This window comes from Streptomyces drozdowiczii (assembly GCF_026167665.1).
Taxonomy (GTDB): Bacteria; Actinomycetota; Actinomycetes; order Streptomycetales; family Streptomycetaceae; genus Streptomyces; species Streptomyces drozdowiczii_A.
In genome coordinates, this window is record NZ_CP098740.1 from 5,326,418 (window position 1) to 5,348,497 (window position 22,080).

13 protein-coding genes and 1 pseudogene are annotated in these 22,080 nt (G+C 71.8%); 6 read left to right on the plus strand and 8 right to left on the minus strand.

Features of this window, described 5'->3' with window-relative positions:
- Position 1: 1 nt before the first annotated feature.
- The 5 genes from NEH16_RS24195 to NEH16_RS24215 all read right to left on the minus strand — a co-directional run bounded on the left by NEH16_RS24195 (position 2) and on the right by NEH16_RS24215 (position 7,504).
- Complete coding sequence (locus tag NEH16_RS24195) at positions 2–1,780, minus strand: branched-chain amino acid ABC transporter permease (protein WP_265544906.1); 1,779 nt, start codon at positions 1,778–1,780, stop codon at positions 2–4.
- Between the two features lie 5 nt (positions 1,781–1,785).
- A complete protein-coding gene (locus NEH16_RS24200) occupies positions 1,786–2,715 on the minus strand; it encodes a branched-chain amino acid ABC transporter permease (protein WP_073968279.1) in 930 nt (309 codons plus the stop codon).
- A 99-nt stretch (positions 2,716–2,814) separates the two neighbouring features.
- A complete protein-coding gene (locus NEH16_RS24205; RefSeq protein ID WP_265547361.1) occupies positions 2,815–4,032 on the minus strand; it encodes a branched-chain amino acid ABC transporter substrate-binding protein in 1,218 nt (405 codons plus the stop codon).
- 648 nt (positions 4,033–4,680) lie between these two features.
- Positions 4,681–5,151 carry a PaaI family thioesterase gene (locus tag NEH16_RS24210; protein ID WP_265544908.1) on the minus strand — a complete coding sequence of 157 codons (471 nt, stop codon included), beginning with the start codon at positions 5,149–5,151 and terminating at the stop codon, positions 4,681–4,683.
- A gap of 79 nt (positions 5,152–5,230) precedes the next feature.
- Complete coding sequence (locus tag NEH16_RS24215) at positions 5,231–7,504, minus strand: FdhF/YdeP family oxidoreductase (RefSeq protein WP_265544910.1); 2,274 nt, start codon at positions 7,502–7,504, stop codon at positions 5,231–5,233.
- 169 nt (positions 7,505–7,673) lie between these two features.
- Here NEH16_RS24215 and polA point away from each other — a divergent pair, with 169 nt between their 5' ends.
- Positions 7,674–10,385, plus strand: a complete 2,712-nt coding sequence (gene polA, locus NEH16_RS24220) for a DNA polymerase I (protein WP_265544911.1) — start codon at positions 7,674–7,676, stop codon at positions 10,383–10,385.
- Here polA and NEH16_RS24225 read toward each other — a convergent pair.
- The gene (locus NEH16_RS24225; protein ID WP_265544913.1) at positions 10,371–11,246 is read right to left on the minus strand and encodes a DUF4184 family protein; all 876 of its coding nucleotides are present in this window, start codon (positions 11,244–11,246) and stop codon (positions 10,371–10,373) included. The genes polA and NEH16_RS24225 overlap by 15 nt on opposite strands.
- A gap of 222 nt (positions 11,247–11,468) precedes the next feature.
- Here NEH16_RS24225 and NEH16_RS24230 point away from each other — a divergent pair, with 222 nt between their 5' ends.
- The gene (locus NEH16_RS24230; RefSeq protein WP_265544914.1) at positions 11,469–13,187 is read left to right on the plus strand and encodes a lytic murein transglycosylase; all 1,719 of its coding nucleotides are present in this window, start codon (positions 11,469–11,471) and stop codon (positions 13,185–13,187) included.
- Between the two features lie 45 nt (positions 13,188–13,232).
- On the opposite strand, the gene hrpB is transcribed toward NEH16_RS24230, so the two are convergent.
- The gene (gene hrpB, locus NEH16_RS24235; RefSeq protein WP_265544915.1) at positions 13,233–15,740 is read right to left on the minus strand and encodes an ATP-dependent helicase HrpB; all 2,508 of its coding nucleotides are present in this window, start codon (positions 15,738–15,740) and stop codon (positions 13,233–13,235) included.
- Positions 15,741–15,789: 49 nt separating this feature from the next.
- Positions 15,790–16,589: pseudogene (locus NEH16_RS24240) on the minus strand (class I SAM-dependent methyltransferase).
- A 408-nt stretch (positions 16,590–16,997) separates the two neighbouring features.
- Between NEH16_RS24240 and rpsA the strand changes: the two are divergent.
- The 4 genes from rpsA (at position 16,998) to coaE (ending at position 22,027) form a co-directional block, all read left to right on the plus strand.
- On the plus strand, positions 16,998–18,506 hold the full coding sequence (rpsA, locus tag NEH16_RS24245; protein ID WP_073968288.1) for a 30S ribosomal protein S1: 1,509 nt from the start codon (positions 16,998–17,000) through the stop codon (positions 18,504–18,506).
- Between the two features lie 291 nt (positions 18,507–18,797).
- On the plus strand, positions 18,798–20,321 hold the full coding sequence (locus tag NEH16_RS24250) for a flavin monoamine oxidase family protein (protein WP_265547362.1): 1,524 nt from the start codon (positions 18,798–18,800) through the stop codon (positions 20,319–20,321).
- 83 nt (positions 20,322–20,404) lie between these two features.
- Positions 20,405–21,343, plus strand: coding sequence for a PAC2 family protein (locus NEH16_RS24255; protein WP_073864671.1), 939 nt, complete (start codon positions 20,405–20,407; stop codon positions 21,341–21,343).
- 78 nt (positions 21,344–21,421) lie between these two features.
- Positions 21,422–22,027, plus strand: coding sequence for a dephospho-CoA kinase (gene coaE, locus NEH16_RS24260; protein WP_265544917.1), 606 nt, complete (start codon positions 21,422–21,424; stop codon positions 22,025–22,027).
- Positions 22,028–22,080: the final 53 nt, after the last annotated feature.

The following is a 22,080-nucleotide window of genomic DNA, read 5'->3' on the forward strand; positions in this document are numbered from 1 at the left end:
GTTACGCCCCCGCCTTGGCGATGCCGGCGTCCGTCTCGTCGGACTTCCGGGGTGTGGGCACGTCGAGCTGGTCGTTCTCGTGGAATTCGAGCTGCTTCCTGCGGTCGGCGACCAGGCCCTCGGGCCGGAAGCGCATCAGGAGGACGAGCGCGATCCCGAAGAGGAACAGCTGGTAGTCCTGCATGAACTGGAGCTTGGCCGGGATGAGGTAGAGCAGTGCGGCGCCGACGAAGGGTCCGCTGAGGGTTCCCATGCCGCCGAGGATGACGGCGGCGAGGAGGAACGCGGAGTTCGGCGGCACGGAGCCGGCGAACTGGTACTGCTCGGGCGTCACGGTGTAGTTGACGTGTGCCTGTACGGTGCCGGCGAGGCCGGCGAGCGTGGCGCCGAGGGCGAAGGCGAGCAGTTTGAGCCGGAAGGCGTTGATGCCCATGGCGGTGGCGGCGGTCTCGTCCTCGCGGATGGCGACCCAGGCGCGGCCGATGCGGGATTCCCCGGAGCGGCGGAAGACCAGGACGACGACGGCGGTGAAGACGAGCATCAGCAGGTAGTAGTTGGCCGGCCTGCTGAGGGTGAAGGGTCCGACATCGTGGCTGAGGGCGAAGTCGATCCCGAACAGGTTGAGGTCGGGGATGCTGGGGATGCCCTGGGAGCCGTTGGTGAGGTCGGGGCCGCTGTTGCCGTTGAGGGCGTTGACGGTGACGCGGAAGATCTCTCCGAAGCCGAGCGTGACGATGGCGAGGTAGTCGCCGCGCAGTCGCAGGGTCGGGGCGCCGATGAGGACGCCGAAGATCATCGAGACGACGGCTCCGGTGAGGACGGCGGCCCAGAACGGGAACTTGACGCCGATCGCGGAGAGGGGTGCGCCGGAGACGAGGGCGGCGGTGTAGGCGCCGACGCCGAGGAAGGCGACGTATCCGAGGTCGAGGAGGCCGGCGAGGCCGACGACGACGTTGAGGCCCAGGGCGACGGTGGCGAAGATGAGGATGTTGACGCCGATGAGGGCGTATTCCGCGGTGTCCTGGGTGAAGGGGAAGCAGAGGGCGGCGACGAGGGCGGCCGCGAGGGTGACGTTGCGGTGTTTGGTGGTCAGCGCGGTGAGCCGGGCGATGAGTCCGGAGCGGTTGAGTGCGGTGACGGCGAAGCCCGCGGTGATGAGGAAGCCGATGAACTGTTCGGAGTCCTCGGTGGGGATGTCGATCCCGTAGGTGAAGACGTACAGCCCGAGGCCGAAGGCGACGGCGATGATGATGATTTCGGCCCAGCCCGGGAGGGCCTTGGCGCGGGGGGCCGACGGGGCGGCGAGGCTGTTGCGGAAGCGCTGCCAGGCGTTCGGTGCGGGGCCGTCCTCGGAGAGCGGGACGTCGTAGGGGAGGGCGAGGGAGGCGATGACGGCGACGAGTGCGCCGATGCCGCTGACCCAGGCTCCGGGTTCGAGGTTGACGACGCCGCCGAGCTCGTAGGAGATGGCGCCCATGGCGTAGCCGGTGGTGCCGAAGGTGGCGAGGGCCAGGAGGCGGACGGGGCTGTTGGTGCCGGCGGGGGTGAGCCAGCGCAGTCCGGGGATGCCGTAGCCGGTGAGGGCGAAGAGCAGGGTGAGGACCGCGCCGGTGAGGGTGAGGACCTGGAGGCCGCCGGGGTAGCCGGTGACGGTGAGGTCGCCGGGGAATTCGGAGGTCCAGGTCCAGGGGAGGAGTGTGCCGGCGAGTGCGGCCGCGGCGCCGGCGAGGGTGGCGATGCGGGCGGCGGGTGCGGGGGCGGGAAGGAGTGCGGTGGTCATCCGTATCACGCCCTGTCCGCGACGCGTTCGCCGAGCAGGCCCTGGGGGCGCAGCAGCAGGACGACGATGAGGAGGGCGAAGGCCCACACGTCCTTCCAGGCGCCGCCGCCGAAGAGTTCCATGCCGGGGACGTCGCTCATGTAGCCGGTGGCGAGGGATTCGGCGACGCCGAGGACGACGCCGCCGAGCATGGCGCCGTAGATGTTGCCGATGCCGCCGAGTACGGCGGCGGTGAAGGCCTTGAGGCCCATGAGGAAGCCCATGCGGAAGCCGATCTGGCCGTTCTTGAGCCCGTAGGCGACGGCGGCGACGGCGGCGAACGCGGCACCGATGGCGAAGGCCATGACGATGATGCGGTCGGTGTTGATGCCCATGAGCTTGGCGGTGTCGGGGTCCTGCGAGGTGGCCTGCATGCCGCGGCCGGCGCGGGTCTTGGAGACGAAGAGCCCGAGGGCGATCATGCAGACGGGGGCGGAGATGAGGACGAAGAGGTCACCGCGCTGGACGTGGGCGCCGAAGAGCTCGAAGGCGTCGCCCTTGAACTGCGGGAAGGGGTGGTCCTTGGTGGCGTCCGGGTACCACTTCCAGATGGCCTGCTGGAGGGCGAGGGAGAGCCCGATCGCGGTGATCAGCGGGGCGAGCCGGGGGGCGTTGCGCAGGGGCCGGTACGCGAAGCGTTCGGCGGCGACGCTGACGGCGACGGAGCATATGACGCCGCCGATGATCATGAGGGGGACGATAGCGAGGAGGTTGGAGCCGGCCGGCATCCAGAGGTACACGGTGAGAGCTCCGAAGCCTCCGATCATGAAGATCTCGCCGTGGGCGAAGTTGATGAGCTGGATGATTCCGTAGACCATCGTGTAGCCGATCGCGATGAGTCCGTACATCGCGCCGAGGATGAGTCCATTGGCCAGCTGTTGCGGCAGTTCGTGCACCGCAGGGCCTCCGTGGAGTGGTTCGGATATGGCACCGCGCGGGAGTGCTCGTAGCGCTCCCGCGCGGTCTGGGGTCGTCGGTCGGGGCGTGCCCGGGAGTTACGGCTTGTAGGCCTCGCTGAGCTTGGAGACCCACTTGCCGCCGTCGACCTGGTAGGCGGTCATCATGGTGTTGGTGGTGTCGCCGTACTGGTCGAAGGAGACCGGGCCGGTCACACCGTCGAACTTGACCTTGCCCATGGCGTCGAGCACCTTGGCGCGGGCGTCGTCGGGGAGCTTGCCGTCGTTCTCGGAGACGGCGAGCTTGACGGCCTCGATGATGGCCCAGGTGGCGTCGTAGGTGCCGCCCCCGTAGGCCTCGTAGGCGTCCTTGTAACCGGCGGTCTTGTAGTCCGCGATGAACTTCTTGGCGGAGTCGAGCTCTTCGACGGGCTTGCCGACGGAGGTGGCGATGTCGCCCTGGGCCTTCTTGTTGAGCTTGATGAAGTCGGCGCTGTACATGCCGTCGCCGCCCATGAGCGGGATCTGGACGCTGTCCTTGAGCTGCTGGCTCAGGGGCGCGCCGGCGGGGTACTCGCCGCCGTAGTAGACGGCCTTGGCGCCGGACTTCTTGACCTTGGTGACGACGGCGTTGAAGTCGCGGTCGTCGGGGTTGACGTGGTCGGCGCCGACGATCTTGCCGCCGAGGTCGGTGAAGGTCGCCTTGAAGGAGGCGGCGAGACCGGCGCCGTAGGGCTTCTGGTCGTCGATGAGGTAGACCTGCTTGATCTTCGCGTTGTTGTACAGGTACTTCGCGGCGAAGGCGCCCTGGATCTGGTCCGTGGTGGCGGTGCGGAAGTAGGTCTTGAAGGGGCGCTTCTTGTCGCCGGTCTTCCAGTTGTCGCCCTGGGTCAGCTCGGTGCCGGTGTTGGCGGGCGAGACCTGGGTGAGGCCGGCGTCGTTGAGCGGCTTCTGCATCGACTGGGAGACGCCGGAGTTCAGCGGGCCGACGACACCGACGACCTTCTTGTTGTCGATGAACTTCGTGGCGTTCTGCTGGCCGACGGAGGGCTGGGCCTGGTCGTCGAGCGGCTGCACCTCGAAGGTGATGCCGGGGACCGTCTTCTCCTTGTTCGCCGTCTTGGCGGCGAGGTCGGCGGAGTTCTTGATGCCGAGGCCGAGGGCGGAGAGGTCACCGGTGAGCGGCGCGTCGACGCCGATGACGACGGTCGTGTTGGAGCTGCCGCCGTTGCCGTCGCTCTTGTTGTCGTCGTCGCGCGACCCGCAGGCGGTGAGCGTCAGTGCACCGGTGGTGAGCACTGTGGTGAGGATGAGCAAAGAACGGTGTCGCACGAAAGGTCCTTTCCCTGGCGCGGCCTCCTCGCTTGAGGTGCCGTGTCGTTCGCCGGGCCGTACTGGGTTGGTACAGGGCCGTGCTTGCAGACGCGCCCGGCGGCGCGGTGACTGGCCGTGACTCTAAGGGCAGCGGTGGGGGTCGGGAGTGGTAGCGGCCAAGGATGTGACTGTCTTGTTATGCCCTTGAGCAAGGCTTGAGGTGGCTGGGCGGACATGTCCAGCTTTTTACCGGACCGTGAAGTGACCGCAATGTGAGAACGCGCAGCTCTGCTAAGGGGCTTGAGGTGATCTTGCTGCTGTCGCCCGGCGGGGGCCCGGTGCGGGGGTGCGCGGGCGCGCCGAAGGGCCCGGTGGCTGCGGGGCCGGGCTGATCGCGTCGCGGCGGGGCGCTCCACCTCGGGCGTTGGTCACGCTGCGTGACGGTGGCGGGGGTGCGGCGACGGGGTGTGGTGGTGGGGGCGGGTGAGGTGTGGCAGATGAGTGGGCCATGGAACGGAGCGCCCGGTCAAGGGGATTGACGTCGTGCGCCGCTCAATTTCCTTGATCGCTCCGGTGGTTGTGCCCGGATATGCCGCTGCCCGGCCGTTTTGGGTCACGGCCGGGCAGGGGGGGCGGTGCGGTGGTGCGGGGTCAGACGGCTTCGGGCGTGGGGGCGTCGCGCAGCAGGCAGGTGAGGCGCGCGGTGCAGACCCGCTTGTCGTGTTCGTCGGTGAGGACGATCTCGTACGTGGCGGTGGTGCGGCCGCGGTGCACGGGGGTGGCGGTGCCGGTGATGAGGCCGCTCCGTACCCCTCGGTGATGGGTGCAGTTCAGGTCGACGCCCACGGCGACCTTGGAGGGGCCGCCGTGCAGCATCGACCCGACGGAGCCCAGGGTCTCGGCGAGCACGGCGGAGGCGCCGCCGTGCAGGAGCCCGTACGGCTGGGTGTTGCCCTCGACCGGCATGGTGCCGACGACGCGCTCGGCGGAGGCTTCGAGGATGCGGACGCCCATGCGCTCGCCGAGGTGGCCGGCGGAGAAGAGGGCGGGCAGGTCGACGCCGAGCGCGGCGTACTCGTCGATGATCTCCTGGGGGAACGTGGGGGTGGTGTGCTCGCCCATGGGTCCGCCTTTCGTCTCGGTGCGGTGCTCGTACGCGTCGTTCTTATGCGTCGTTCTTATCAGACGCCTGAGCGAGCGCTTAGCCCGCGGGCTCGAAGCGCACCACGACGGACTTGGAGGCGGGGGTGTTGCTGGTGTCGGCGGTGGAGTCGAGAGGGACCAGCACATTGGTCTCCGGGTAGTACGCGGCGGCGCAGCCCCGGGCGGTGGGGTAGTGGACGACGCGGAAGCCGGGGGCGCGGCGCTCCACCCCGTCCTTCCACTCGCTGACCAGGTCGGTGTAGGACCCGTCGGCCAGCCCGAGGGCCGCCGCGTCCTCCGGGTGTACGAGGACGACGCGGCGGCCGCCCTTGATGCCCCGGTAGCGGTCGTCCAGGCCGTAGATCGTGGTGTTGTACTGGTCGTGCGAGCGCAGGGTCTGGAGCAGCAGCCGGCCCTCGGGCAGCTCGGGGAACTCGACGGGTGCGGCGGTGAAGTTGGCCTTGCCGGTGGCGGTGGGGAAGCGGCGGGAGTCGCGGGGGCCGTGCGGGAGGGTGAAGCCGCCGGGGTGCGCGATGCGCGCGTTGAAGTTCTCGAAGCCGGGGACGACCCGGGAGATGCGGTCCCGGATCGTCGCGTAGTCCTTCTCGAACTCCTCCCAGGGCGTGCCGGATTCGGGCCCGAGCACGGCGCGCGCGAGACGGGCGACGATCGCGGGCTCGGAGAGCAGGTGGGGGCTCGCGGGGGTGAGGTTGCCGCGCGAGGCGTGGACCTTGCTCATGGAGTCCTCGACGGTGACGAACTGCTTGCCGCCCGCCTGGACGTCCTTGTCGGTACGGCCGAGGGTGGGCAGGATCAGCGCGCGGGCGCCGGTGACCGCGTGGGAGCGGTTGAGCTTGGTGGAGACGTGGACGGTGAGGCGCGCGTTGCGCATGGCGGCCTCGGTGACTTCGGTGTCGGGGGTGGCGGCGACGAAGTTGCCGCCCATCGCGAAGAAGACCTTGGCCTCGCCGTCGCGCAGGGCGCGGATCGCGCGGACCACGTCGTAGCCGTGGTGGCGCGGTGAGGTGATCCCGAACTCCTTGTCGAGGGCGTCGAGGAAGGCGGGCGCGGGCCGTTCGAAGATGCCCATGGTGCGGTCGCCCTGGACGTTGGAGTGGCCGCGCACGGGGCAGACGCCGGCGCCGGGGCGGCCGATGTTGCCGCGCAGCAGGAGGAAGTTGACGACCTCGCGGATGGTGGGCACGGAGTGCTTGTGCTGGGTGAGGCCCATGGCCCAGCAGACGACGGTGCGCTCCGAGGCCAGGACCATCGCCAGGGCCTCTTCGACGGCGGTGCGGTCGAGCCCGGTCGCGGCGAGCGTCGACTCCCAGTCCGCCTCGGCCGCTGCTGCGGCGAACTCCTCGTAGCCGTGGGTGTGTTCGGCGACGAAGGTCCGGTCGACGGCGCCCTCGGTCTCCAGGATCAGCTTGTTGAGGAGGCGGAAGAGGGCCTGGTCGCCGCCGATCCGGATCTGGAGGAAGAGGTCGTTGAGCGGGGTGCCCTTGAGCATGCCCTGCGGGGTCTGGGGGTTCTTGAAGCGTTCGAGACCGGCCTCGGGCAGCGGGTTCACCGAGATGATCTTCGCCCCGGCGGCCTTGGCCTGCTCCAGCGCGGAGAGCATCCGGGGGTGGTTGGTGCCGGGGTTCTGCCCGGCAATGATGATCAGGTCGGCGTGGTGCAGGTCCTCCAGGGAGACCGAGCCCTTGCCGACGCCGATCGTCTCGGTGAGCGCGGAGCCCGAGGACTCGTGGCACATGTTGGAGCAGTCCGGCAGGTTGTTGGTGCCGAACTCGCGGGCGAAGAGCTGGAGCAGGAACGCGGCCTCGTTGCTGGTGCGCCCGGAGGTGTAGAAGACGGCCTCGTCGGGCGATGCGAGGGCGCCCAGCTCCTCGGCCATGATGGCGAAGGCCCGCTCCCAGGTGATGGCCTCGTAGCGGTCGGCGCCCTCCGGCAGGTAGACGGGCTGGGTGATACGGCCCTGCTGGCCGAGCCAGTAGCCGCTGCGCCCGGCGAGGTCGGAGACGGGGTGCTCGGTGAAGAAGTCCGGGGTGACCCGGCGGAGCGTGGCCTCCTCGGCGACGGCCTTCACGCCGTTCTCGCAGAACTCGGCGGTGTGCCGCTTGTCGCCCTCGGGCCAGGCGCAGCCGGGGCAGTCGAAGCCGTCCTTCTGGTTCACCTTGAGGAGGGTCCGCGCGGTGCGGCGCAGGCCCATCTGCTGCTGGGCGACGCGCAGGCTCTGGGCGACGGCGGGCAGCCCGGCGGCGGAGTGCTGGGCCGGTCCGACCCGGGGGGCGTCCTGGACGGGGTCTCCTGCGGGCGGCTTGCTGGCCATGGTGCTCCCCTTCGAGCCGGCTGCGGGCCCCCGGGAGGTGTCTCGCGGGTCCGCCGTGGGTGTTTCCTTCTCCCTCTGATCCTGGCACGGGGGCCGCGCCGGGTGCCCGGTGAGGCCGCGCGGGCGGTGGCCGGTCCGGATTGTCAGTGGGCCGTGGCAGGATCGGGGTGTGGCTGAGACGGCATCGAAGAAGACGGCAGACAACCGACCGCGCCTGCTCCTCATGGACGGGCACTCCCTGGCGTACCGGGCGTTCTTTGCGCTGCCCGCGGAGAATTTCACGACGGCGGCGGGCCAGCCGACGAACGCGGTGTACGGCTTCATGTCGATGCTCGCGAACACGTTGCGTGACGAGGCGCCGACGCACTTCGCGGTGGCGTTCGACGTGTCCCGCAAGACGTGGCGGGCGCAGGAGTTCCCCGAGTACAAGGCGAACCGGTCGAAGACCCCGGACGAGTTCAAGGGGCAGGTCGAGCTGATCGGCGAGCTGCTGGACGCGATGCACGCGGACCGGTTCGCGGTGGACGGCTTCGAGGCGGACGACGTCATCGCGACGCTGGCCACCCAGGCCGAGGCGGCCGGCTTCGAGGTCCTGATCGTCACCGGCGACCGCGATTCGTTCCAGCTGATCACGGACAACGTGACCGTGCTGTACCCCACCAAGGGCGTCTCCGAGCTGACCCGGTTCACCCCGGAGAAGGTCGTGGAGAAGTACGGCCTCACCCCCCGGCAGTATCCGGACTTCGCGGCGCTGCGCGGTGACCCGTCGGACAACCTTCCGAGCATCCCCAAGGTCGGCGAGAAGACCGCCGCGAAGTGGATCAACCAGTTCGGTTCGTTCGACGAGCTGATCGCCCGGGCCGACGAGGTCAAGGGCGTCGCCGGACAGAACCTCCGCGACCACCTGGACGCGGTGAAGATGAACCGCGTGCTGACCGAGATGGTCCGGGACGTGGAGCTGCCGAAGACCCCGGAGGGCCTGGAGCGGGCCCCCTACGACCGCACGGCGGTCACCGGCATCCTCGACATACTGGAGATCCGCAACCCGAGCCTGCGCGAGCGGCTGCTCGCGGTGGACCCGGGCGCCGCGGAGGCCGAGCCGCCCGCGCCCGCCGCCGGTATCGACCTGGACGGGACCGTGCTCTCCACCGGCGAGGCCGGCCCCTGGCTGGCGGAGCACGGTGCGCAGCCGCTCGGCGTCATGACCGTCGACACCTGGGCGCTCGGCGTCGGCACGGTCACCGAGATTGCCCTCGCCGCCGCCGACGGCTCAGCCGCCTGGCTGGACCCGGCGCAGCTGGACGAGGCCGACGAGCAGGCGTTCGCCGCCTGGGTCGCGGACCCGGCCCGGCCCAAGGTCATGCACAACGCGAAGAGCGCGATGCGGGTCTTCCCGGAGCACGGCTGGCACCTCCGGGGCGTCACGATGGACACCGCGCTCGCCGCGTATCTGGTGAAGCCCGGCCGCCGCTCCTTCGCGCTGGACGCGCTGGCCGTGGAGTACCTGGGCCGTGAGCTGGCCCCGGCCGCGGCGGCCGACGGCCAGCTGGCGTTCGGCGCCGACGACCGGGCGGAGGCCGACGCCCTGATGGCGCAGGCCCGCGCGGTCCTGGACCTCGGCGACGCGTTCACGGAGCGGCTGAAGGAGGTCGGCGCGGCCGAGCTGCTGCACGACATGGAGCTCCCGACGTCGATCCTGCTCGCCCGTCTGGAGCGGCACGGCATCGCGGCGGACCGGGCCCATCTGGAGGGCATGGAGCAGCAGTTCGCCGGGGCCGTCCAGCAGGCGGTGAAGGAGGCGCACGCGTCGGTGGGCCGGGAGTTCAACCTCGGTTCGCCCAAGCAGCTCCAGGAGGTGCTGTTCGGCGAGCTGGGCCTGCCCAAGACCAAGAAGACCAAGACCGGTTACACGACGGACGCGGACGCGCTGGCCTGGCTGGCCGCCCAGACCGAGCACGAGCTGCCGGTGCTCATGCTCCGCCACCGCGAGCAGGCGAAGCTGCGGGTCACGGTCGAGGGCCTGGTGAAGACGATCGCGGCGGACGGCCGCATCCACACCACGTTCAACCAGACGGTGGCGGCGACCGGCCGCCTCTCCTCCACCGACCCGAACTTGCAGAACATCCCCGTCCGCACGGACGAGGGCCGGGCGATCCGCCGCGGCTTCGTCGTCGGCGAGGGCTTCGAGACGCTGATGACGGCCGACTACAGCCAGATCGAACTGCGCGTGATGGCCCACCTCTCCGAGGACGCGGGCCTGATCGAGGCGTTCACCTCCGGCGAGGACCTGCACACCACGGTCGCCTCGCAGGTCTTCGGTGTGGAGAAGTCCGCGGTCGACCCGGAGATGCGGCGCAAGATCAAGGCCATGAGCTACGGCCTCGCGTACGGGCTCTCCGCCTTCGGCCTCTCCCAGCAGCTGAACATCGAGGCGGGCGAGGCCCGGGTCCTGATGGACACCTACTTCGAGCGGTTCGGCGGTGTCCGGGACTATCTGCGCCGCGTGGTCGAGGAGGCCCGGGCCACCGGGTACACGGAGACGATCTTCGGCCGCCGCCGCTACCTCCCCGACCTGAACAGCGACAACCGCCAGCGCCGCGAGACCGCCGAGCGGATGGCGCTCAACGCCCCGATCCAGGGCACCGCCGCCGACATCGTCAAGGTCGCCATGCTCCACGTCGACCGGGCGCTGACCGAGGCGGAGCTGAAGTCCCGGATGCTGCTCCAGGTGCACGACGAAATCGTGCTGGAGATCGCCGCGGGCGAGCGGGAGCAGGTCGAGCGCATCCTGCGCCACGAGATGTCCACGGCGGTGCGGCTGCGCGCCCCGCTGGACGTGTCCGTCGGCGTCGGCGACGACTGGGAGTCAGCGGCCCACTGACCGCTTCCGGCCGGGGTCCGCGGGGACCCCGGCCGGTTCCGCCTCCCGCCGCACGGGGGCGAGCCGCACCGCCGCCGCGTACAGCAGGAGTCCGGCCGCGAGCCCGGCGCCCGCGCCGAAGCAGGCCGTCGGGATGATGTCCAGCGGCGTGTCGATGTGCCCGTGGTACGCGTACCAGCGGGCGCACCGATGGGCGGTGCCCAGCACGGCGCACAGCCCGATCGAGGCGAGCGCCCAGCCCCGGACCCACCCGGTCAGGACCGGCACGGACGCGGGCACCGGCCGGTCCCCGGTCCGCCGCAGCCCCGACGCCGTGAACCAGGCGAGCAGCAGCAGGGCCGGGGCCGATGTGCCGTACTGGACGAGGGTGAAGACGGGATACCCGGCCACGCTGCCGTCGAGCCCCGGCACCAGCCGTACGCCCCACCGGTCGTGGTGGGTGAAGGCGTCCCACACGACATGGGTGGCGGACCCGATCACCGCCGACACCGCGAACCACCCGGCGTCCCGGGCGCCGAGTCCCCGCCGTCCGGGGCCCGTCGGGGCCCCGCCGCCCCGCAGCCAGGCATGCACCCGCCCCCGCCACCGCTCGGGCAGCAGCGCCACCAGCGGATCGCGCAGCAGCAGCCACAGGCCGAGCGCCACCGCGGTGATCAGGACGTCCACCGTGACGACACCCCACACCGCGTGGGTCACCTCGCCGAACTCCATGGCGCCCGGAATCACGGAGTCCGCGAAGTACGTCAGGTCGGGGGCGAACGACCCGGCGACCAGGGCCGAGGCGAGCAGCGGACCGCGGCCCGCACCGTCCCGGCGGATACCCGGGAGCACGGCGGCGGCATGGCTGAGCGTGAAGGGCATGCGGGCAGTATGCGTGACCCGGAGGGGCAGGAACGGGTGGCCCGTGGGGCAGGAAGGTCCGTCACGGGAATGTCCGGACGTGGACAACTTGTGTTCAGAAAGGTGAGAAAGCGGTAAGAACCCGCCCGCCCGCTGTGTGCGCGCCGGAGGACTTGCCGTAGGGTCGCCTGAGTCCAGGCGCAGGGGAGCGCCGACTGTGACGAGGGGGAGGGCCCACACTTCATGGCAGCGCAATTCGGTCGCCGACTGTACAGAGGAGCGGCCACCACCGCCGTGGCTGCCGTCGCCGTGGCGGCACTCTCCGCCTCGCAGGCCCCCGGTGCCCCGTCCCCGCTCGTCGCGGCCGACGGCGAGCACCCCTCCGCCGGCTCCTCGACCCCCGCCGACCAGGGCGGCGGCGTCTCCGGCGACTCGCCGTACTACACGGACCTGCCGCCGCTCAACACCCCGGACAAGCCCGGCGGTTCGGCCAACCTGCCGGTGACCGGCCCCGCCGAGTCCGGCATACCCGCCTCCGTCCTCGCGGCGTACAAGAAGGCCCAGGACACCGTCGCGGGCACGGACGCCGGCTGCCGGCTGCCGTGGCAGCTGCTCGCCGCGATCGGCAAGGTCGAGTCCGGCCAGGCCCGCGGCGGCCGGGTCGACGCGCAGGGCACCACGCTCTCGCCGATCCTCGGCCCCGCCCTCGACGGCAACGGCTTCGCCCTGATCAAGGACACCGACAACGGCGCCTACGACGGGGACCGGACGCACGACCGGGCGGTCGGCCCGATGCAGTTCATCCCGTCCACCTGGGCGACCTGGGGCCAGGACGGCAACGGCGACGGCCGCAAGGACCCCAACAACGTCTACGACGCCGCGCTCGCCGCCGGACGCTACCTCTGCGCCGGCGACCGCGACCTGTCGACCGCCACCGACCTGGACCGGGCGGTCCTGAGCTACAACCACTCCGACGTGTACCTGCGTACGGTCCGCTCCTGGTTCACGTACTACAACCGCGGCACGCACGAGGTCCCCGACGGCACCGGCGTCCTCCCGACCGGCCCCACCAGCCGGACCCCGGGCCCCGGCCGGCCGGACGGCGGCCCGTCGAGCACCCCGGCCCCGTCCCCGACGCCGACGCCCTCGCCGTCCAAGACGCCGAAGCCGGGCACGTCCCCCAAGCCCACGAAGCCGGCCGAGCCCAGCCCCCAGCCCTCGAAGCCGAAGCCCCCGACGCACACCCCGACCCCGGCGCCCACCCCCTCCCAGCAGGTGGCGGCGCTCCAGAACGACGGCACCGGCACGCTGACCGCCACGGCCGGCGACGAGTTCGGCGGAACGGTCAAGGTGCGGGCCCGCGACGGCCTCGGCAAGGCGGTCGCCAAGGCGAAGGTCACCTTCACCGTCGTCGGCGACACCGACACCGCGTTCGTCGGCGGCTTCAAGGCGGTCACCCTCGCCACCGGCGCCGACGGCAAGGTCTCCTCGCCGGTGCTCCGCGCGGGCGAGAAGACCGGCGAGTTCACCGTACGGGCCACCGTGTCCGGCACCTCGGCGGCCACCACCGTCAAGGCGACCGTCACCGCCCGCCAGGCCGACGCCATCACCAGGACCGGCACCGCCGAGCTGACCGCCGTCGCCGGTGAGACCTTCGACGACATCACCGTCGCCGCCACCTACCAGGGCAAGGCCGCGGGCAAGGTCGCCGTCACCGCCACCATGATCACCGACGGCGACGACCCGGCCGTCAACGACAAGGGCCCGTACTGCACGGACGACGACGGCAACCCCGTCCGCACCATCGAGCTCACCACGGCGGCCGACGGCAGCCTGAAGCTCCCGAAGTTCTACGCGGACGGCCCGGCCGGTACGTACAAGCTGCGCCTCACCACCGAGGGCGGCGCCACGGTCACCATCGACCTGACCGTCGAGGAGCGCACGGCCTCCGCCGCCTCCTGACACCAGGCCACAGCCCCTCCGCCCGGCGGAGGGGCTGTGGCCTGCTCACTCCCGCTTCAGCCGCGCCTTCGTGAACCGGGTCGCCTCCACCGTCGTCGGGTCCTCCGGCCACGGGTGCTTCGGGTAGCGGCCGCGCAGCTCCGCCCGGACCGCCTTGTAGCCGTCGCGCCAGAACGACGCCAGGTCCGCCGTCACCGCCGCCGGCCGCCCGGCGGGGGAGAGCAGGTGCACCAGCACCGGTACGCCCGCCACCCGCGGGGTCTCCTGGAGGCCGAACAGCTCCTGGAGCTTCACCGCGAGCACCGGCTGGTCCCCGCCGTACTCCACCCGGATCCGCGAACCGCTCGGCACCTCGATCCGCTCCGGCGCCAGCTCGTCCAGGCGGACCGCCTCGCCCGTCGCCCACGGCAGCAGCCTCCGCAGCGCCTGCCCCGCGTCGATCGCGGCCAGGTCGGAGCGGCGCCGCGCCCGGGACAGCTCGGGCTCCAGCCAGGCCCCGGGGTCCGCGAGCAGCGCCCCGTCCGACACGTCCGGCCACGGCCCACCCAGCACCCGGTGCAGGAAGGCCAGCCGCTCCCGCAGCTGCCCCGCGTCCCGGCTCCACCGCAGCAGCCCCGGGCCCTCCCGCCGCAACCCCGCCACCAGCGCGTCCCGGACCAGTCCCGGGTCGGGCTGCTTCAGCGGGCGCGCGGCCAGCTCGACCGCCCCCAGCCGCTCCACCCGGCGGGCCACCACGTCCCGGCCGTCCCAGCGGACCTCCTCGCCCGCGAACCGCAGCGGCCCCGCCGCCAGGAGCGCGGTGTCCTCGTCGATGACGGCCGCCAGGCGCACCCGGGCGGAGGCCGCGTGCGCCGGCCGGTCCGCGACCGCCACGGCCAGCCAGGGCGCCCCGCGCAGCCCCGAGCCCTCGCCCGGCTCCGCGCCCGTGCCCGACGCCATCAGGAACGCCCCGCCGCCCCGCGCCCGCGCCACCCGCTCCGGGAACGCCAGGGCGGCCACCAGACCGACGGCCGCGTCGTCGGCGACGCTCCGGCCGGAGGAACCGCCGTCGCCCTTCAGCGCGGACGACAGGCGCCGCACCTCCTGGCGCCAGCGGCCCGCGTAGGCGTCCTGGCCCCGGCGCGCGGTGCGCAGCGCGGCCGCCAGATCGTCCCCGTACGCGCGCGGCGGTTCCTCGCTCAGCAGCGCCACCACCTCGGCGGCCCGGCGCCCGCCCACCTCGGCCGCCCCGTCCAGCAGCGCCCGGGCCAGCCGGGGGTGCAGTCCGAGCCGGGACATCCGCACGCCCCGCTCGGTGACCCGGCCGTCCGGGCCGACCGCGCCGACCGCGCCGAGCACGTCGCGCGCGGCGGCCATCGCGCCCTCCGGCGGCGCGTCGAGCAGGGCGAGCCCCGAGGCGTCCGGGTCGCCCCAGCAGGCCGCCTGGAGGGCGAACGCCGTCAGGTCGGCCACCCTGATCTCCGGTGCGGGGAAGCGGGCCAGCCGACCGTCCTCGGCCTGGTCCCAGCAGCGGTACACCGTCCCGGGAGCCTCGCGCCCCGCACGCCCCGCGCGCTGCCGGCCCGCCGCCTGCGAGGCCCGTACGGTCGCCAGCGCGCTCAGCCCCCGGGCGTGATCGGTGCGCGGCTCCCGGGCGAGCCCCGAGTCGACCACCGTCCGCACCCCGGGGACCGTCAGCGAGGACTCGGCCACCGAGGTCGCCAGGACCACCCGACGCCCCTCGGACGACCCGGCCAGCACCGCGTCCTGCACGGCCGCCGGGGCCCGCCCGTGCACCTGGAGCACTTCCGCCCCGACACCCGCCAACTGGCCCGCCACCCGGCCGATCTCGCCGACGCCGGGCAGGAAGCACAGCACGTCGCCGTCCCGCTCGGCGAGGGCCCGCCGCACCACGGCGGCGACATGGCCCAGCAGTGCCGGGTCGACCCTCATCCCGTGCGGCGGCCGCACCGGCACGGACGGCGGGGCCCACACCACCTCCACCGGATGCGACACCCCTTGCGCCTCGATCACCGGGGCGTCCCCGAGCAGCCGCGCCCAGCCCTCCGCGTCCGTCGTCGCGGACGCCGCCACCAGGCGCAGGTCCGGGCGGAGCGCGGCGCGCACGTCCAGCAGGAACGCGGCCACCGTGTCCGCGTCGAGGTGGCGCTCGTGGCACTCGTCGATGATCACCGCGTCCACCCCGGCCAGCTCCTGGTCGCGCTGCAACCGCTGGAGCAGCACCCCGGTGGTGACGACCTCCACCACGGTCTCCGGGCCCACCACCCGCTCGCCGCGCACGGTGAACCCGACGCGCTGCCCGGTCCGTTCGCCCAGCAGCCACGCCATCCGCCGGGCCGCCGCGCGGGCGGCGATCCGGCGCGGTTCGGCGACGACGACCCGGCGCACCGGGCCCTCGCCGGTCAGCCCGGCCAGGGCGAGGGGTACGAGGGTGGTCTTGCCGGTGCCGGGCGGCGCGCAGAGCACTGCGGTGCCGTGGCCATCCAGCGCCTGCCGGAGGGCGGGGACGGCGGTGCGGACGGGCAGCCGGTCGAGGGCGTCGGTGCGGATCACGCCCCCAGTCTCGTACGGCGGGCGCCCGCGCCCCGCACCGGCCGGTGACTCAGTCCCGTACGCAGACGAAGATCGCGGTCCCCGGGATCAGGTTGCCGCGCAGCGGGGACCAGCCGCCCCACTCCTGGTCGTTCCAGGCGGGCCACTCCGGCTCGACCAGGTCCACCAGCCGGAAGCCGCCCGCGACCACGTCCCGGACCCGGTCGCCCAGCGTGCGGTGGTGCTCGACGTAGACCGCGTTTCCCTGCTCGTCCTGCTCCACGTAAGGGGTGCGGTCGAAGTAGGAGGCGGCCACCGACAGGCCCTCGGGGCCCGGCTCGTCCGGGAAGGCCCAGCGGACCGGGTGCGTCACGGAGAAGACCCAGCGCCCGCCGGGGCGCAGCACCCGGTGGACCTCGCGGAAGACCTGGACCGGGTCGGCGACGAAGGGCACCGCGCCGTATGCGGAGCAGGCCAGGTCGAAGGAGGCGGTGCGGAACGGCAGCCGGCCGGCGTCCGCCTCGACCAGCGGGACGTCCTCGCCGATGCGCAGGGCGTGCTGGAGCTGGCGGTGGGAGAGGTCCAGGGCGACGGGGCGGGCGCCCCGCGCGGCCAGCCAGCGGGAGCACTGCGCCGCGCCGGCGCCGATCTCCAGGACGTCGAGCCCCTTCAGCGCGGCGGCGGGGCCCAGCAGCCCGGCCGTCTCCTCGTCCAGGCCCTCGGGCCCCAGACGAAGCGGTCGTCGCCGAGGAACGCGCCGTGGTCGCTCTGGTATTCGTCGGCGTTGCGGTCCCACCAGCCCCGGCTGGCCCGGCTGCTCTCGGCGGTCCCGGCGCTGCGGCGGGTCGCCTCGGGTTCGGCGGCGTACATCTCTTGGCTCATCGTGTCCGTCGTTGTAGTTTGCCTTCACCCCGTCGTACGAGGTACGTACCAAGGGGGCCTGCGCGGCGCTGCACCGGTGTGTCCGGACGTTGCCGGACACGATCTGGCCTCGGTGAACCCGAGTTGTGCCGGATATGGGGCTTTCCGCCCGCGGTGTCCGCCTTCGCGCATTGACCGTGCCCTGCTGCCCCCGTATGCTACAAGTTGCGCTGCGAGCCTGCGCTCCTCAGACCTAGCAGGCCGCGCTCGCATCTGTTGCTAGTCCCCTCGGTTCACGAGGCGCCTTCCGGTCACGGAATTGGCGCTTCCCGGGCTGTCCGGCTTAGGCAGAGGCGATACGGGCTTTCGGCGTAGCAGTACCTACGACTCACTGTCCGTACCGGAGCCCTTTCCCACATGACGAGCAGCACCGAGACCACCGCCACCACTCCGCAGGTTGCGGTCAACGACATCGGCGACGCGGACGCGTTCCTCGCGGCGATCGACGAGACGATCAAGTACTTCAACGACGGCGACATCGTTGACGGTGTCATCGTCAAGGTTGACCGGGACGAGGTTCTCCTCGACATCGGTTACAAGACCGAAGGTGTCATCCCGAGCCGCGAGCTCTCGATCAAGCACGACGTCGACCCGAACGAGGTCGTCAAGGTCGGTGACGAGATCGAGGCCCTGGTTCTCCAGAAGGAGGACAAGGAAGGCCGCCTGATCCTCTCGAAGAAGCGCGCTCAGTACGAGCGTGCCTGGGGCACCATCGAGAAGATCAAGGAAGAGGACGGCATCGTCACCGGTACCGTCATCGAGGTCGTCAAGGGTGGTCTCATCCTCGACATCGGCCTCCGCGGCTTCCTCCCGGCGTCGCTCGTCGAGATGCGTCGCGTCCGCGACCTCCAGCCGTACGTGGGCAAGGAGCTCGAGGCCAAGATCATCGAGCTGGACAAGAACCGCAACAACGTGGTCCTGTCCCGCCGTGCCTGGCTCGAGCAGACCCAGTCCGAGGTCCGCCAGACGTTCCTCACGACCCTCCAGAAGGGTCAGGTCCGCTCCGGCGTCGTCTCCTCGATCGTCAACTTCGGTGCCTTCGTGGACCTGGGTGGCGTCGACGGTCTGGTGCACGTCTCCGAGCTGTCCTGGAAGCACATCGACCACCCCTCCGAGGTTGTCGAGGTCGGCCAGGAGGTCACCGTCGAGGTTCTCGACGTCGACATGGACCGCGAGCGCGTCTCGCTGTCGCTCAAGGCGACGCAGGAAGACCCGTGGCAGCAGTTCGCCCGTACGCACCAGATCGGGCAGGTCGTCCCCGGTAAGGTCACCAAGCTCGTTCCGTTCGGTGCGTTCGTCCGCGTGGACGAGGGCATCGAGGGCCTGGTCCACATCTCCGAGCTGGCCGAGCGCCACGTGGAGATCCCGGAGCAGGTCGTCCAGGTCAACGACGAGATCTTCGTCAAGGTCATCGACATCGACCTCGAGCGCCGTCGCATCAGCCTCTCGCTGAAGCAGGCCAACGAGGCGTTCGGCGGCGACCCGGCCTCGGTCGAGTTCGACCCGACCCTGTACGGCATGGCCGCGTCCTACGACGACCAGGGCAACTACATCTACCCCGAGGGCTTCGACCCCGAGACCAACGACTGGCTCGAGGGCTTCGAGGCTCAGCGCGAGATCTGGGAGACCCAGTACGCCGAGGCGCAGCAGCGCTTCGAGCAGCACCAGGCCCAGGTCATCAAGTCCCGCGAGGCCGACGAGGCCGCTGCCGCCGAGGGCGCTGCCGCCCCCGCCGGCAACGCCCCGGCCGCCTCGGGCGGCAGCGGCGGCTCCTACTCCTCGGAGTCCTCGGACAACTCCGGCGCCCTGGCGTCGGACGAGGCCCTGGCCGCGCTCCGCGAGAAGCTGGCGGGCGGCCAGAGCTGACGCTCTGTCCCTCCGGCCGGTCATCGGCTGCGGTAGGTAAGTGACCGTGAGGCCCGCTCCCTTCGGGGAGCGGGCCTCACGCGTTTCCGCGCGCCGACGTAACACAGAGAAACGTGTGGGATACACGAATAGCTGAGGGCTCGTAACACACGCTTGCCAGGATCCCGGCAACCTCAAGATCCGAAGGGGAGCCGGGACATGACACACGCTTCGCACCAGCCGCCCGCGACACCGGGCACGAGCCGCCGCACCTTCCTGCACAACGTCGGAATCGCCGGCGGGGCCGGGGCCATGTTCGCCACCATGGGGGCGCTCGGGCTCGCCCCCACCGCACAGGCCGCAGGGCGCGAACCCGCCTACCGCGCTCCCAGCAAGGGCGACTTCCACCTCAAGGGCAGGGCCGCCGCCAAGGTGGTCGTCGTCGGCGGCGGCATCGCCGGTCTCGCCACCGCCTACGAACTGGGCAAGGCGGGCTACGACTGTACGGTCCTGGAGGCCCGGGGCCGCACCGGCGGCCGGAACTTCACCGTGCGCGGCGGGGATTCCACCACCGACATCCACGGGGTCAAGCAGACCGCCCACTTCTCCGACGGGCAGTACATGAACGCCGGGCCCGGCCGGATACCGCAGTGGATGGTCACCCTCGACTACTGCCGCGAGCTCGGCGTCCCCATCGAGGTGTTCACCAACGTGAACGCCAACGCCTACATCTTCAACGAGAAGGCGGGCATGAAGGCGCCGGTGCGCTACCGCACCGCCAAGGCCGACGTATACGGCTGTGTCTCGGAACTGCTCTCCAAGGCCACCGACAAGGGCGCGCTCGACCGGCAGATCACCGCCGACGACCAGGAACGGCTGCTCGAATTCCTCAAGGACTTCGGGGACATCGGCGACACGCTCGACTACACCGGCAGCCCCCGCCGGGGCTACCGCGTCGACCCGGCCGCCGCGGGCACCCCGGGCGAACTGCTCGGCTCCGTCCCCTCCGCCTCCGAGGTCTTCGCGAGCGGCGTCGGACGCTACTTCGCCTTCGAGTTCGAGTACGACCAGGCCATGCTGATGTTCCAGCCCGTCGGCGGCATGGACCGCATACCCGCCGCCCTCACCCGGGCCATCGGAGAACGGCGCATCCGGACCGGGGCCGCCGTCACGGACATCAGCGACACCCCGCACGGCGTCACCGTCACGTACACCCAGTCCGGCCGAACCCGCCGCATCGAGGCGGACTACTGCGTCGCCGCCCTGCCGCCCAACATCCTGGCCAAGACGTCGCACAACCTTGGCCCGGCCGTCCAGACCGCCCTGGAGGCGTGCAAGCCCTCGTCGGCCGGGAAGATCGGTCTCGAATACCGCAGCCGCTGGTGGGAGAGCGACCACCGGATCTACGGCGGCATCACCGAGACGGACATGGACCTCGCCCACATCTGGTACCCGTCCTACGGTCACCAGGGGCGTCGCGGGACGATCATCGGCTACTACAACACCGGCTCCGCCGCGGACGCGTACGCCGCGCTCACCCCCGCCGAGCGGGAGGCCCGCGCGATCGCCCAGGGCGTGAAGATCCACGGCGAGAAGTACCGTACGGAACTCGCCACGTCGTTCTCGCACCACTGGCGTCAGACCCCGTACCTGGAGGCGTCCTGGCACTCCCTGGCGGGCGGCCCGGACGCCCCCGTGTTCGCGCCCCTCAACCGCGCCGCGGGACACGTCTACTTCGCGGGTGACTACCTGAGCTACGCCGACGCCTGGCAGCACGGCGCGTTCACCTCGGCGCGCAAGGCCGTCATGGCACTGCACGAGCGGGTTCTTGGGTAGACACCGTACGAAGGGGGCGTGGACAGGGAATGACCATGCCCCCTGAGCGTTCTTCTCCAGGAACACAAGGAGGAGCGGTAACCGTGCCTGATCCGCAGAGTTTGTACGAATGGGAGCCGAAGGGCCTGGCTGTGGTCGACATGGCGCTCGCCCAGGAGTCGGCCGGCCTGGTCATGCTCTACCACTTCGAGGGCTACATCGACGCGGGTGAGACCGGCGAGCAGATCGTGGACGGCCTGCTCGAATCGCTGCCGCACCAGGTCGTCGCCCGCTTCGACCACGACCGCCTGATCGACTACCGCGCCCGGCGTCCGCTGCTGACGTTCAAGCGCGACCGCTGGGCGGCGTACGAGACGCCCGCGCTGGAGGTCCGCGTCGTCCAGGACGCCACGGGCGCCCCGTTCCTGCTGCTGTCCGGGCCCGAGCCGGACGTGGAGTGGGAGAGGTTCGCCGCCGCCGTCGAGGAGGTCGTCGAGCGCCTGGGCGTCCGCCTCGCGGTCAACTTCCACGGCATCCCGATGGGCGTCCCGCACACCCGCCCCGTCGGCATCACCCCGCACGGCAACCGCACCGACCTCACCCCCGGCCACCGCAGTCCCTTCGAGGAGGCGCAGGTCCCCGGCTCCGCCGAGGCGCTGGTCGAGTACCGGCTGATGGAGGCGGGCCACGACGTGCTCGGCGTCGCCGCCCATGTGCCGCACTACGTCGCCCGCTCCGCCTACCCGGACGCGGCGCTCACCGCGCTGGAGGCGATCACGGCCGCGACCGGCCTGGTCCTGCCGTCCGTGGCGCACGCCCTGCGCACCGAGGCGCACCGCACCCAGACGGAGATCGACCGCCAGATCGGCCAGGGCGACGAGGAACTGGTCTCGCTGGTCGAGGGCCTCGAGCACCAGTACGACGCGGTCGCGGGCGCGGAGACCCGGGGCAACCTGGTCGCCGAACCGGCGGACCTGCCGTCGGCGGACGAGATCGGCCTCGAATTCGAGAAGTTCCTCGCGGAGCGCGAGGGCGACGTCTGAGCGTCGCCCCGTTCCCGTGCCCGCTGCCCGTGGCCCCGCCTGTGGGGGCCACGGGCAGCGGGCATTAGGCTGCCGGGCATGCTGAGAGTGGGCCTGACCGGGGGCATCGGAGCCGGTAAGAGCGAAGTGTCCCGGCTGCTCGTGGGCCACGGTGCCGTCCTCATCGACTCGGACCGCATCGCCCGTGAGGTGGTCGAGCCCGGCACTCCCGGACTCGCCGCCGTGGTCGAGGAGTTCGGCCCCGGCATCCTGGCCCCGGACGGCACCCTGGACCGGCCCGCGCTCGGCGCGATCGTCTTCGCCGACCCGGACCGCCTGGCCGCGTTGAACGCGATCGTCCACCCCCTGGTCCGCGACCGCTCCGCCGAACTGGAGAAGGCCGCCGGACCGGACTCCGTGGTCGTCCACGACGTCCCCCTCCTCACCGAGAACGGCCTCGCCCCCCTCTACGACCTGGTCGTCGTGGTCGACGCCGCCCCGGAGACCCAGCTCGACCGGCTCGTCCGGCTGCGCGGCATGACCGAGGAGGACGCCCGCGCCCGGATGGCCGCCCAGGCCACCCGCGAGCAGCGGCGCGCCATCGCCGACCTGGTCATCGGCAACGACGGACCGGTCGAGGAGCTGGCGGACCGGGTCCGCGAGGTCTGGGCGGAGCTGACCCGCCGCGCGGCGGAGGCGGGCTGAAGCCGCCGGCGTACCGGAATACCCGCAGCCGCCCCCGTGTTCACGCCGGGGAC

Excerpts from the sequence above, each read along its gene's own strand:
- coaE (WP_265544917.1), top strand. The coding sequence starts at position 21,422 with ATGCTGAGAGTGGGCCTGACCGGGGGCATCGGAGCCGGTAAGAGCGAA.
- NEH16_RS24215 (WP_265544910.1), bottom strand. The coding sequence starts at position 7,504 with ATGGCCAGCAAGCCGCCCGCAGGAGACCCCGTCCAGGACGCCCCCCGG.
- NEH16_RS24225 (WP_265544913.1), bottom strand. The coding sequence starts at position 11,246 with ATGCCCTTCACGCTCAGCCATGCCGCCGCCGTGCTCCCGGGTATCCGC.
- rpsA (WP_073968288.1), top strand. The coding sequence starts at position 16,998 with ATGACGAGCAGCACCGAGACCACCGCCACCACTCCGCAGGTTGCGGTC.
- NEH16_RS24230 (WP_265544914.1), top strand. The coding sequence starts at position 11,469 with ATGGCAGCGCAATTCGGTCGCCGACTGTACAGAGGAGCGGCCACCACC.
- NEH16_RS24210 (WP_265544908.1), bottom strand. The coding sequence starts at position 5,151 with ATGGGCGAGCACACCACCCCCACGTTCCCCCAGGAGATCATCGACGAG.
- NEH16_RS24195 (WP_265544906.1), bottom strand. The coding sequence starts at position 1,780 with ATGACCACCGCACTCCTTCCCGCCCCCGCACCCGCCGCCCGCATCGCC.
- NEH16_RS24250 (WP_265547362.1), top strand. The coding sequence starts at position 18,798 with ATGTTCGCCACCATGGGGGCGCTCGGGCTCGCCCCCACCGCACAGGCC.